9 protein-coding genes and 1 pseudogene are annotated in these 11713 nt (G+C 63.9%); 4 read left to right on the top strand and 6 right to left on the bottom strand.

All coding sequences use genetic code 11. The features are described 5' to 3' along the window. Window positions 1-53: 53 nt before the first annotated feature. Entirely contained in the window at window positions 54-1493 is a 1440-nt protein-coding gene (hydA, locus tag M1D87_RS17360) for a dihydropyrimidinase (protein ID WP_061551141.1), read from the bottom strand. A 340-nt stretch (window positions 1494-1833) separates the two neighbouring features. Between hydA and M1D87_RS17355 the strand changes: the two genes are divergently transcribed. Beyond that, on the top strand, window positions 1834-3324 hold the full coding sequence (locus tag M1D87_RS17355; protein ID WP_397460688.1) for an NCS1 family nucleobase:cation symporter-1: 1491 nt from the start codon (window positions 1834-1836) through the stop codon (window positions 3322-3324). A 137-nt stretch (window positions 3325-3461) separates the two neighbouring features. Beyond that, the gene (locus tag M1D87_RS17350) at window positions 3462-4745 is read left to right on the top strand and encodes a Zn-dependent hydrolase (protein ID WP_421091562.1); all 1284 of its coding nucleotides are present in this window, start codon (window positions 3462-3464) and stop codon (window positions 4743-4745) included. A 139-nt stretch (window positions 4746-4884) separates the two neighbouring features. On the opposite strand, the gene M1D87_RS17345 is transcribed toward M1D87_RS17350, so the two are convergent. The 4 genes and pseudogenes from M1D87_RS17345 to nhaB all read right to left on the bottom strand — a co-directional run bounded on the left by M1D87_RS17345 (window position 4885) and on the right by nhaB (window position 8958). After that, entirely contained in the window at window positions 4885-5844 is a 960-nt protein-coding gene (locus M1D87_RS17345) for a ribonuclease Z (protein ID WP_085720537.1), read from the bottom strand. 177 nt (window positions 5845-6021) lie between these two features. After that, window positions 6022-6567 (bottom strand): lipocalin family protein, encoded by a 546-nt coding sequence (locus M1D87_RS17340; protein ID WP_013973308.1) that lies wholly within the window; start codon window positions 6565-6567, stop codon window positions 6022-6024. Window positions 6568-6647: 80 nt separating this feature from the next. After that, a pseudogene (locus tag M1D87_RS17335) lies at window positions 6648-7260 on the bottom strand (dihydrofolate reductase family protein). A gap of 195 nt (window positions 7261-7455) precedes the next feature. Next, window positions 7456-8958, bottom strand: coding sequence for a sodium/proton antiporter NhaB (gene nhaB / locus M1D87_RS17330; protein WP_322264464.1), 1503 nt, complete (start codon window positions 8956-8958; stop codon window positions 7456-7458). Between the two features lie 150 nt (window positions 8959-9108). On the opposite strand from nhaB, the gene M1D87_RS17325 reads away from it, so the two are divergent. Further along, window positions 9109-9921, top strand: coding sequence for a crotonase/enoyl-CoA hydratase family protein (locus M1D87_RS17325; RefSeq protein WP_013973305.1), 813 nt, complete (start codon window positions 9109-9111; stop codon window positions 9919-9921). Window positions 9922-9957: 36 nt separating this feature from the next. Next, window positions 9958-10788 carry an NAD(+) diphosphatase gene (nudC, locus tag M1D87_RS17320; protein WP_123084450.1) on the top strand — a complete coding sequence of 277 codons (831 nt, stop codon included), beginning with the start codon at window positions 9958-9960 and terminating at the stop codon, window positions 10786-10788. A gap of 129 nt (window positions 10789-10917) precedes the next feature. Here the strand turns inward: nudC and M1D87_RS17315 are convergent, their stop codons facing one another. After that, window positions 10918-11697, bottom strand: coding sequence for a TSUP family transporter (locus M1D87_RS17315; protein WP_232881167.1), 780 nt, complete (start codon window positions 11695-11697; stop codon window positions 10918-10920). Between the last annotated feature and the right edge of the window lie 16 nt (window positions 11698-11713).

Here is an 11713-nt window from a genome sequence, read left to right as displayed (position 1 = left end):
TCCTGTAGGAGCGGCCTTGTGTCGCGATGGGCTGCGCAGTAGCCCCAATGGCTTCAGCGCTGGACGGGCGTCGGCCGCTGCACTTCGGCCCTGCGCCCCAGCACTTCATACACCGACGGATACGCCGGCCGTTCCACATACCGCCCCGCGCCTTTTTCCGCGCGCAGGTCGCCATCGGCCCAGAGCACCTTGCCCTGGCTGATGGTATGGCTGGGGATGCCGCGCACGGTACGGCCTTCGAAGATGTTGAAGTCCACCTGCTGGTGGTGGGTCTTGGCCGAGATGGTGCGCGTGCCTTGCGGGTCCCACAGCACCAGGTCGGCGTCGGCACCAACACGAATGGCACCCTTGCGAGGGAAAAGGTTGAAGATTTTCGCGGTGTTGGTGGAGGTCAGCGCAACGAACTCATGCATCGACAGGCGCCCGTTGTTGACCCCTGCATCCCACAGCACCGCCATGCGGTCCTCGATGCCGGCAGTGCCATTGGGGATACGGCTGAAATCGTCGCGCCCCATGGCTTTCTGCTCGGCGCAGAAGCAGCAGTGGTCGGTGGCGGTGGTGTGCAGGTTGCCCGATTGCAGGCCACGCCACAGCGCCTCCTGGTGTTCACGCGGACGGAACGGGGGACTCATCACGTAGCCTGCGGCGGTGGCCCAGTCAGGGTCACGGTAGACGCTGTCATCCAGCAGCAGATGGCCGGGCAGGACTTCGCCGTAGACCGGCTGGCCCTTGCCTCTGGCATAGGCGATTTCATCCAGCGCTTCGCGGCTGGAAACGTGCACCAGATACAGTGGTGTGCCCAGCGTCTCGGCAATGCGGATGGCTCGGCTGGCCGCTTCACCCTCGACCTGGGATGGGCGTGACAGCGGGTGGGCTTCCGGCCCGGTCAGGCCCTGGGCCAGCAGTTTTTTCTGCAGGTGGTACACCAGTTCGCCGTTCTCGGCATGCACGGTGGGCACCGCACCCAGTTGCAGGCAGCGCTCGAAGCTGGCCACCAGGGTGTCGTCGGCGGCCATGATCGCATTCTTGTAGGCCATGAAGTGCTTGAAGCTGTTCACCCCATGTTTGGCCACCAGTTCGCCCATCTCTTCGGCTACCTGCTCGCTCCACCAGGTGATGGCGACATGGAAGCCGTAGTCGCTGGCGCTTTTCTGCGCCCAGCCGCGCCAGGTGTGGAAGGCCTCAAGCAACGACTGCTGCGGGTTGGGGATGACGAAGTCGATGATCGAGGTGGTGCCACCGGCCAGGCCCGCGGCGGTGCCGCTGAAGAAATCCTCGCTGGCCACCGTGCCCATGAACGGCAGCTGCATGTGGGTGTGCGGGTCGATGCCGCCGGGCATCAGGTACTGGCCACTGCCGTCGAGGATCTGGCAGTCGGTGGGCGGTTCGAGGTTTTGCCCAATGGCACGGATCAGGCCATCGGCACACAGGACATCAGCGGGGTAACTCTCTTCGTGGGTGACCACGGTGGCGCCACGGATCAACAGGGACATGCCGTTTTCCTCGCAGGCTGACCGGTCTGGGCCGGTTCTTGGAGTTTTCTTGATGCAGGGCGGGCAGGGCGGTTAATCCTGTCAGGCCTGACAAGATTCGAGGCTAGATGCTGATCCGCGATTCGGCAAGAAAATTTCCCATTAATTTTGTGGTTTTTAAGTAATTGAAATTAAAGGGTTAATTTAATTATTGGCGCTGGCTGCGTAGCTTTCTGATGCTTTGACTTACTTGACAAGATGAAAATCTGGTCGAGATTTTCAAGCACATGAACCGTGAGTACTCCGGCCATCGCATCAGCCCGATGGGCAACAACTAGAAGAAAATCTGGAGAAAGCCCCCATGCAGCAGAGCAGATCGGAAGTGGTCGAGCGCGATGGCCTGTTCGAGCTGTCCGAAGGTAGCGATGTCCTCGACAGCCCGCGCTACAACCGCGACATCGCCCCGACCAAGGTGCACCAGCGCACCTGGAACAAATGGCACATCACCGCCCTGTGGGTGGGTATGTCCATCTGCGTGCCCACCTACACCCTCGGTGGCGTGCTGACCGCCTACTTCGGCCTCAGTGTGGGCGAGGCCTTGCTGGCTATTCTGCTGGCCAACCTGATCGTGCTGATCCCGCTCACCCTCAACGCCTTCCCTGGCACCAAGTATGGCATTCCGTTCCCGGTGCTGCTGCGTTCGTCGTTCGGCATACTCGGCTCAAACGTGCCATGCCTGATCCGGGCGGTGGTCGCCTGTGGCTGGTTCGGCATCCAGACCATGTTCGGTGGCCTGGCCATCCACCTGTTCCTTGGCTCGGTGTTCGACGGCTGGAAGGCCCTGGGCGGCACCGGCGAGGTGATCGGCTTCATGATCTTCTGGTGCCTGAACCTGTGGGTGGTGCTGCGTGGCGCCGAGTCGATCAAGTGGCTCGAAACGCTGTCGGCACCGCTGCTGGTGGCGGTCGGCGTCGGCCTGCTGTTCTGGGCCTTGCCGCACATGTCGATGACCGAACTGCTGGCCCAGCCGCCCAAGCGCCCAGAAGGGGCGAACATGCTCGGCTACTTCTGCGCCGGGCTTACCGCCATGGTCGGTTTCTGGGCCACGCTATCGCTGAACATCCCCGACTTCAGCCGCTACGCCCGCAGCCAGAAGGACCAGATTCTCGGGCAGATCTTCGGCTTGCCGCTGACCATGTTCCTGTTCGCCTCGCTGGGCGTGGTGCTGACTGCTGCCTCGGCATCGCTGGTTGGCGAGACCGTGTCCGACCCGGTCAGCCTGATCGGCAAGATCCACAGCCCGTTCTGGGTGGCCCTGGCCATGGCGCTGATCGTGATCGCCACGCTGTCGACCAATACTGCAGCGAACATCGTGTCGCCGACCAACGACTTCCAGAACATCGCCCCACGCCTGATCGGGCGCAGCCGCGCGGTGTGGTTGACCGGTTTCATCGGCCTGGCGCTGATGGGCCATGAGTTGCTGAAGAAGCTGGGCTGGATCGTTTCCGACCTGAGCCTGGAGAGCGTGTACTCCAACTGGCTGCTGGGGTATTCGAGCCTGCTGGGGCCGATCGCCGGGATCATGGTGGTGGACTACTTCCTGATCCGCCGGCAGGAGCTGGACCTGGCCGGGCTGTACCGTGACGACGTATACCCGGCATGGAACTGGGCCGGTTTTGCCGCCTTTGCGTTGCCGGTGGCGCTGACCGTCATGGCGATTGGCAACAGCAGTTTCAGCTGGTTCTACGACTACGGTTGGTTCACCGGTTCGCTGCTGGGTGGGGCGCTGTATTACCTCTTGGCCCGTGTGGTCGCGCGCAGCCCGGCGCGGGTGGTCAAGCCTTTGCCGTGAGACCGCGCCGGCTTCTTCGCGGGTAAACCCGCTCCCACAGGTACAGCGCAGGTCCTGAGGCCAGCGCTGTACCTGTGGGAGCGGGTTTACCCGCGAAGAGGCCGGCACAGACAACAAAAATGCCTGAGGAAAATCCCATGACCCCAGCCCAACAAGTACTGCAATCCACCCAGCACCACATCGACAGCACCCGCCTGTGGCAGTCCCTGATGGACCTGGCCCGCCTCGGTGCCACCGCCAAGGGTGGCGTGTGCCGCCTGGCCTTGACCGACCTCGACCGCCAGGCCCGCGACCTGTTCGTGCAGTGGTGCGAGGCCGCCGGTTGCACGGTCACCATCGACGCCATCGGCAACATTTTCGCCCGTCGCCCTGGGCGTAACCCCAAGCTGCCCCCGGTGATGACCGGCAGCCATATCGACACCCAGCCCACCGGTGGAAAGTTCGACGGTTGCTTCGGGGTGATGGCCGGGCTGGAGGTAGTTCGTACCCTCAACGATCTCGGCGTGGAAACCGAAGCACCGCTGGAAGTTGTGGTGTGGACCAACGAGGAAGGCTCGCGCTTTGCGCCGTGCATGATGGGTTCCGGGGTATTCGCCAGCAAGTTCACCCTGGAAGAAACCCTGGCCAAGCGCGACGCCCAGGGTGTCAGTGTTGGTGAGGCGTTGAACGCCATCGGCTACGCCGGCCCGCGTGCTGTATCAGGGCACCCGGTGGGGGCCTATTTCGAAGCGCATATCGAGCAAGGCCCGATCCTCGAAGATCAGGGCAAGACCATCGGCGTGGTGCTGGGCGCGCTGGGCCAGAAGTGGTTCGACCTGACCCTGCGCGGTGTCGAGGCCCATGCCGGCCCTACGCCCATGCACCTGCGCAAGGACGCCCTGGTCGGCGCGGCGGCAGTGGTGGAGGCAGTCAACCGCACCGCCCTCGGCCACCAGCCCCATGCCTGTGGGACGGTGGGTTGCCTGCAGGCCTACCCGGGCTCGCGCAACGTGATCCCGGGCGAAGTGCGCATGACCCTGGATTTCCGTCACCTGGAGGGTGAGCAGCTGAATGCGATGATTGCCGATGTGCGTGCGGTGATCGAGGCGACCTGTGCCAGGCATGGCCTGAGCCACGAATTGGTGCCTACGGCTGATTTCCCGGCGTTGTACTTCGATAAAGGGTGTGTCGATGCCGTGCGCGAATCGGCGCAGGCGCTGGGCCTGCCGCACATGGACATCGTCAGCGGCGCGGGGCACGACGCGATCTTCCTGGCCGAACTGGGGCCGGCGGGGATGATATTCGTGCCGTGCGAGAACGGTATCAGCCATAACGAGATCGAGAACGCCACGCCCGAGGACCTGGCTGCGGGCTGCGCAGTGTTGCTGCGCGCGATGCTGGCGGCGTCGGAGGCGATTGCCAGTGGGCGGTTGGCGGCATAGTGGAGCGGCTGGTTGTGGAGGGCTTCGCATGTGTTCGCCACAACATCTTCATCGCCTGTGAAATCGAGCGCCGCGCGGGCGGCGCTCGATTTCACAGGCGATGAAGATGTTGTGGCGAGCACCTGCGAATCTCCACAATTCATCCCGCGGGCTCAAGACAGCCATCGCGCCCGATGTGATAGCGCTGCAGGTCCTGCGCCAGGGTAAGCTGCCCGCTGTAGTGGGCGAGGGCTTCGTCGCGCACGTTGTCGATGCTCGGGCTGCGCCGTGGGTCGTGCTGGTAGCGGGCGCTGAAATGCGTCAGCACCAAATTGCGCACGCCCGCAGTTTCGGCAAAGCGCGCCACCGCAGCTGCGGTGCTGTGGCCGAAGGTGACCCCCGTGCGCTCGACCACCGCCTGGGTGAACGTGGCTTCGTGCACCAGCACGTCCGCGCCCCTGGCGACGTCGGCCAACAGCTCGGGGTTGTCGTTGTCGCCGCACACGATCACCCGCCGCGGCGGGCGCGAAGGGCGCAAGTAGTCATTGCCGTGCAGCAACTGCCCGGCATGCTGCACCGTCAGGCCCTTGGCCAGGTCGCCCCACAGCGGGCCGCGGGGGATACCTTCGGCTTCCAGGCGCGGGATGTTCAGTCGCGGTTCGGGGTTGAGCTCGGTGAACACGAAGCCGACGCTCGGCACCCGGTGCGACAACTGTACGCTGGTCACTTCCAGGGCGTCACTGTGCCATTCCACCAGCTCTTCCACGGCCAGCAGGCGCAGTTCGAACGGCAGGAAGGTATCGCTGGCCACCAGCCCCTGGCGCACCCAGTCGTGCAGGGCGGCGGGCAGGACAAGGTCCAGCGGCTGGGTGCGCCCGCTCATGCCGGCGCTGGCCAGCAGGCCCGGCAGGCCGAAGCAATGGTCGCCGTGCACGTGGGTAATGAAGATGGCGCGCAGGTCGCGGATCGACAGCGGTGTGTGCAGCAGCCGGTGCTGGGTGCCTTCGCCACAGTCGACCAGGTACCAGTGGCTGCCACTGGCCTCGATCACTGCGGTACCGCTCACATTGCGTGCCTTGGTCGGCACGCCGGCGGAGGTGCCCAGGAACAGCAAATCCATGGTCTGGCTCCTTGTTTCAGCCCAGCAGTAACGTCTCCACCAGCGGGCCGATGGGTGTCGGGCGGATGCAAGGTGCTGGTGGCGGCGTGGTACTCAACGGGCTCGTTCCTTCGAGGTAGTAAGGGCGCACACCTTAGCCGGATTGCCGCATGTCGTCGATGGCCTGCCAGGTCTTGCCTACTCGGCCTGCCGCCAGATGAGCTTGCTGGTGTCATAGCCTTGCTCCCGGGCGATCGTCAGCAGTTGCTCGCGCATCTGGTCCGTGACTGCAGGCGTGCGTGAAAGCAGCCACAGGTATTCTCGGTTCGGGTGGCCGACCAAGGCTACGCGGTAGTCCTGGTCGTGGTACAGCACCCAGTACTCGCCCTTGGTAAGGCCGGGCGCGAGGCGGCTGAACCAGTTGTCGAAGCGCACCCAGAGCTTGTCGGTGCTGCCCGGTTGCTGGGCTTCGGCGATGCCCTTGGCCTGGTTCCACTGGCCGTCCTTTTCCTGGCAGCGGTTGGTCACGTCGAGGCGACCATCCTCTCGCAGGCCATACTGCGCCTCGGACTGCACGCAGTTGCGCTGGAAGAACATCGGCAGCCGGGCGAGTTCGTACCAGGTGCCCTGGTAACGTTGCAGGTCGACCTGCTGGGTACGCGGCGGTGCCGGGTGATCGTTGCCGGCGCAGCCGAGCAGGGCCAAGGTCATGCAGGAAAGCAGCAACGTGGTGCGTAGCGCCATGGTGAACCTCCTTGATACGGACGGGGCTTACTTGGGTTTCGATGCGAGCGAGAGGCAAAAGTTGTACAGGATTATGCCTTTCAGAACGAACCGGTCTGCACTTCGCCTGCACGCACGTAACGGGCGATGAGCACGCCTGTGGGCGAAACCTGCGAATGCTGCAGTGTGAAGGCCGCCGCTGCCGCATCGTCGCCGAACAGGCGCTTGCCGTGGCCGAGCAGCAACGGGTGGATCAGCAGTTGCAGTTCATCGACCAGGCCCGCCGCCAGCAGTTGCTGCACCAGATCGCTGCTGCCCTGGGTCAGCAGGTTGGCGCCGTCCTGTTGTTTCAGCGCGTGGACCGCTGCGGTGATGTCTGCGCCCAGTGCATGGCTGTTGTGCCAGTCGAGGGTTGCGGGGGTGTGGGTGGCCACGTGCTTGGGCACGCTGTTGAAGGTTGGCGATGGAGAAGTCTTCCGAGCTGCCTTTTACCTTTGGCCAGTAGCCGGCGAAGATGTCGTAGGTGCGCCGGCCCAACAGCAGTTCGAAGGGCTGGCTGAACAGGGCTTGCATGGCTTGGCCGAAGATTTCCTCGGCGTAGGGTACGATCCAGCCGCCGTAGGTGAAGCCGCCGCTGGTGTCTTCCTGCGGACCACCGGGGGCCTGCATGACACCGTCGAGGCTGATGAAGGCGGCTACGATGAGTTTGCGCATGGGGACTCTCCTGTGTGCAGCCGGGGTGGCTGGGGGCATGGGATAGTCGAATGGCGGCGGACAGAATCGACAACGCAAACCTGTGCCGGCCCTTTCGCGGGCATGCCCGCTCCCACAGGATCACCACAGCTCCAGAAAGCGGTGCAGTGCCTGTAGGAGCAGCCTTGTGCTGCGAAGAGGCCGATGCAGGCTACCTCAAAGCCAGTAGGTCACCGCCCACCACCCCAGCCCACCCATCACTACGGTATAGGGCAAGGCCATCCACACCATTCGCCCATACGACAGCCGGATCAGCGGCGCAATCGCCGAAGTCAGCAGGAACAGGAACGCCGCCTGCCCATTCGGCGTCGCCACGCTCGGCAGGTTGGTGCCGGTGTTGATCGCCACCGCCAGCGTCTCGAAATGCTCGCGGCTCATGCTGCCATTGAGGAACGCCTGCTTCACCTCGGTGATGTAGATGGTGGCAACGAACACGTTGTCGCTGATCGCCGACAGCAGGCCGTTGGCCAGGTACAGCATGCCCGGTTGCTGCTCCGCCGGCAGCGCCAGCACCCAGGCAATCAACGGGCTGAACAGTTGCTGCTGATGAATCACCGCCACCACGGCGAAGAACACCACCAGCAAAGCGGTGAACGGCATGGCGTCCTGGAAGGCACGGCCCAGGCGGTGTTCGTCGGTAATGCCGGTGAATGCCGTGATCAGCACGATCACCATCAGGCCGATCAGGCCGACCTCGGCAACGTGCAGCCCCAGGCAGACGATCAGGATCAGTGCGGCGAACCCTTGCACCCACAGTGCGATGCGCTGGGCAGTGGTGCGTGCAGCATCGTCCTCGGCGGCGTAGGCGGCCAGTACCTGACGCACCGGCTCGGGCATCAACGTGCCGTAGCCGAACAGGCGCAGCTTCTCCAGCAGCACGCAGGTCAGCAGGCCGGCGCCCAGCACCGGCAGTGACACCGGTGCCACCTTCAGGAAGAAATCGGCAAAGTGCCAGCCCATTTCGTGGCCGATCAGCAGGTTCTGCGGCTCGCCCACCAGCGTGCACACGCCGCCCAGGGCGGTACCCACCGCGCCATGCATCAGCAGGCTGCGCAGGAAGGCGCGGAACTGGTCGAGGTCTTCACGGTGCAACTGTGCGACCTGCTGGTCGCTGTCCAGCGCACTGTCTTCGCGCGGGTTGTCCCCGGAGGCAACGCGGTGGTACACCGCATAGAAACCGACCGCGGCGCTGATGATCACGGCGGTCACGGTCAGCGCATCGAGAAACGCCGAGAGGAATGCCGACAGCACGCAGAACAGCAACGCCAGGATCGCCTTCGAACGCACCCCCAGCAGGATGCGCGAAAACAGGAACAGCAGCAGTTCCTTCATGAAGTGGATGCCCGCGACCATGAACATCAGCAGCAGGATCACCGGGAAGTTGTGCTGCAGCTCTTCGTACAGGGCTTGCGGGGTAGTCATCTGCAACAGCAGGGCTTCGACCAGCAGCAGGCCGCCAGGCATGAGCGGGTAGCACTTCAGGGCCATGCCCAGGGTGAAGATGAATTCGAGCACCAGTGCCCAGCCGGCAGCGACCGGGCCGACGGTCACCAGCAGCAGCGGGTTGAGCACCAGGAACAGGCAGATGACTGCCTTGTACCAAAGCGGCGACTGGCCCAGAAAGCTGTGGGCGAGGGCGCCGGTCAGGGAGCGCGACATGAATTTGTATCCTTATGATTCGGCGATGGCGCACGGTGCCGGATCAGCGCCTCTTAGGCAAGGCGTAAAGTCCCGTTTTTGGCACAAGTGCGGTCATCGGGCTGGGTTAACATCCAGGCCATGAACCCTTTATCCGCAGGAGTGCCGCCCGTGACCGAGTACAGCGCATTCAAGGTCGAACTGACCAACAGCATCGCCCACGTTCAGATCAACCGCCCGGACAAGCGCAATGCGATGAACGCTGCCTTCTGGGAGGAGATCATCGACATCTTTCAGTGGGTCGACGACACCGATGCAGTGCGAGCGGTAGTGATCAGCGGTGCCGGCAAGCATTTTTCCGCCGGTATCGACCTGATGATGCTGGCTTCGCTGGCCGGGCAGATGGGCAAGGACGTGGGTCGTAACGCGCGCTTCCTGCGCAGCACCATCCTGCGCCTGCAGGCATCGTTCAATGCCGTGGACAAATGCCGCAAGCCGGTACTGGCCGCGGTGCAGGGTTACTGCATTGGCGGCGCCATCGACCTCATCTCGGCTTGCGACATGCGCTACTGCAGCAGCGACGCGCAGTTCTCGATCAAGGAAATCGACATGGGCATGGCCGCCGATGTCGGCACACTGCAACGTTTGCCTCGTATCATCGGTGACGGCATGATGCGTGAGCTGGCTTTCACCGGGCGCAATGTCGAGGCAGAAGAGGCGCTGCGCATCGGCCTGGTCAACCGGGTTTATGATGATCAGGCCGCGCTGATGGACGGGGTCTTTGCCATCGCTGGCGAGATTGCCGCAAAATCGCCGATCGCCGTGGCCGGCACCAAGGAAATGCTCAGCTACATGCGTGACCATCGCATCGATGATGGCCTGGAGTACATCGCCACCTGGAACGCCGCGATGCTGCAGTCCGAAGACCTGCGCGTGGCGGTGGCGGCGCACATGAGCAAACAGAAACCGACGTTCGCCGACTGATCAGGCCGGGGGACGCGAAGTAAGGGAACCCCCGACATGTCAGCACGCTGGACTACCGCAGTACTCGACCCGCAGATCACCGGGGGGCTGGCCGTGGCCCGCAGCCCGGAAGGGTTCCTGGTGGACGACAACGGCGCGCTGTTCCCTCGCGACTGGCTCAAGCGCCAGGACCTCGACGTACTGTGCGAGCACGGCATCGGCCACTTCGACGGCCAGCCGGTGTTCCTGCTGGAGCTGCGCAGCGCCACCGATGTGCCCGGCTGCTCCTGGCGCGGCCTTCGCGCGTTCATGCTCGAAGGTGACTCCGACACATACAAGGTGCTGGGCTATGCCGCGCAGATCGGCACCTGGGCCCGCGAGCACCGATTCTGCGGCAGCTGTGGCCAGGCGATGACGCAAATTCGCTGGGAACGGGCAATGTACTGCCAGCCGTGCGACCTGCGCAGCTACCCGCGCATTTCGCCGAGCATGATCGTGCTGGTGACCCGTGGCGACGAAATCCTGCTGGCGCGTTCGCCACGCTTCGTCACCGGGGTGTACAGCACACTGGCAGGCTTTGCCGAGCCGGGCGAGTCGGCCGAGGACTGCCTGGTGCGCGAAGTGCGTGAAGAAGTGGCGGTGGAGGTGCAGAACATCCAGTACGTCGGCAGCCAGTGCTGGCCGTTCCCGCATTCGATGATGCTGGGCTTCCATGCCGAGTATGCCGGCGGCGAGATCGTCATGCAGCCGGACGAGATCGAGGACGCCAAGTGGTTCAGCGTTCACGACCTGCCGCCGCTGCCGGCCGGGCGGTCCATCGCCCGGTATCTGATCGACCTGTATGTTGCACGGCGGCTGGGCTGTGATATCCCTGCTTTCCCGTCCTAGCTGCAGTGAGAAATGTTCTCCGACTAGGCGCAGGACTTGGCAATGGTCATTCCATTGCCAAGTCCTGCAACGACGGCGGAGGACATTTCTCGCGCAGATAGGGCGGGAAAGCAGGGGTATCACAGCCCATCAGGCTTGGCCGAACCAGTGCTGCCACGCTAGACGCACGGTCAGTGCCAGCACCACGGTGATGAACACTGGGCGGATGAACTTGCTGCCGCCACTGATCGCCGTGCGTGCGCCGAAGAATGCGCCAACCATCACCGACAGGCCCATGCACAGGCCGACGATGTAGTCCACCTGCCCGGAAATGATGAACACCGTCAGCGCTGCGATGTTGCTGACGAAGTTCATGCTGCGCGCCACGCCGCTGGCACGGACCAGGTCGATGGGGTAGAGCAGCAGGGTGCTGACCGTCCAGAACGCCCCGGTACCCGGGCCGGCCACGCCGTCATAGAAGCCCAGGGTAATGCCTTGCGGTACTTGCCACTTTTTCCTGATCGGCGCATCGGCATCCAGCGGCGCCTTGGGCGTGCCGCCGAACAGCAGGTAGACACCACAGGCGAAGACGATCACCGGCAACATCTTGTTCAGCCATTCGGCCGGCATGTAGTGGGCGATCACTGCACCGAGCAAAGCGCCGACCAAAGTGGCGAACAATGCCGGGCGCCACTGCGCCGGGTGGAACAGTTTGCGCCTGTAGTAGGTGAAGCTGGCGGTGGCCGAGCCGAAGGTAGAGCTGAGCTTGTTGGTGCCCAGTACCAGGTGCGGCGGCATGCCCGCGGTGAGTAGCGCCGGGGTGGTGAGCAAGCCGCCACCGCCGGCGATGGCATCGATGAAACCGGCGACGAAGGCGACCAGGGCCAGGATCAGCAGGGTGAGGGGTTCTACGGTGAGTTCGAAGGGCATGGGAGGCTTCAGGCTG

This window comes from Pseudomonas sp. SA233 (assembly GCF_054792385.1).
This window is presented reverse-complemented; position numbering and strand designations above follow the sequence as displayed.